The 1,002-nt window shown below is 49.0% G+C and carries 2 tRNA genes and 2 rRNA genes; all 4 read right to left on the bottom strand.

The features are described 5' to 3' along the window. A 23S ribosomal RNA gene (locus KUV52_RS00025) occupies positions 1 to 102 on the bottom strand; the annotation flags it as partial. 360 nt (positions 103 to 462) lie between these two features. Further along, positions 463 to 538: transfer RNA gene (locus KUV52_RS00020), tRNA-Ala, on the bottom strand. A 112-nt stretch (positions 539 to 650) separates the two neighbouring features. Then, positions 651 to 727 (bottom strand) — tRNA-Ile (locus KUV52_RS00015). 203 nt (positions 728 to 930) lie between these two features. Further along, positions 931 to 1,002 (bottom strand): 16S ribosomal RNA (locus KUV52_RS00010); the annotation flags it as partial.

Below are 1,002 nucleotides of genomic sequence, written 5' to 3'. Positions count from 1 at the left end.
CAAGTGGCTCTTACCGCCTCATCTGAGCTTTTCGCAGGTTAGCACGTCCTTCATCGCCTCTGACTGCCAAGGCATCCACCGTGTACGCTTAGTCGCTTAACCATACAACCCCAAGGGGTCTTACTTGATCTTTGGTTTTCGTTCGTTGTTGAACCTGTCACTCAGTCAGTTGTTAACCGAAGTTAACGCCTTCCTTCGTTCCAGTTTCGCCTAGACCGAAACCCAAATCTCGTCGTAATACCAATCCGCTTTGCAAAGCGAAGTTGGCAATATGACGCAACCAAATGTTTCGTTACTCAGCATTACGCTGAGTCGCCGGATATCAAGACACTTGCAAGAAGTTTACTCTTACAATTTCTCGAGAAATTTATCAGCTTATCCAAATTGTTAAAGAACAGGGCTTAAAAAAGCCAAAGGTAAATTTTTCAATTTATCTTTGGCCTCTTTATCCAAAAGAGTAAGTGGTGGAGCTAAGCGGGATCGAACCGCTGACCTCCTGCGTGCAAAGCAGGCGCTCTCCCAGCTGAGCTATAGCCCCATACCGTGTTGCGCGCAGTTTTCGTGGCCAATTCGCTTTGAGGCAAGGCGCCATGAGAGGACGTTTGGTTTACCAAACGACGACCAGGGCAACGTAGCATTCAGAGCGAATTTGGTGGGTCTGAGTAGATTTGAACTACCGACCTCACCCTTATCAGGGGTGCGCTCTAACCAACTGAGCTACAGACCCACTTTAACTGGCTGATGGATACCGACTTTTCGTTGCACTCTTCACTCCTCAGTCATTTGGAAAGCCAAACTCCCTGCGGGGCTCATCGTGCGCCTCAATTCGGCACCCATCCGCGGCGTTAAAGCCAAGCTTTATCGCACGCACTCTTTTACATCGTCAGACAATCTGTGTGAACACTCGACGCAGGCAAGAATTCATGTCGTTAAGGAGGTGATCCAGCCCCAGGTTCCCCTAGGGCTACCTTGTTACGACTTCACCCCAGTCATGAACCACAA

Source organism: Ferrimonas balearica (assembly GCF_019802055.1).
In the GTDB taxonomy this organism is placed as follows: Bacteria; Pseudomonadota; Gammaproteobacteria; order Enterobacterales; family Shewanellaceae; genus Ferrimonas; species Ferrimonas balearica_A.
The sequence above is the reverse complement of the archived record's forward strand: the minus strand, read 5'-3'. Positions and strand labels throughout refer to the sequence as shown.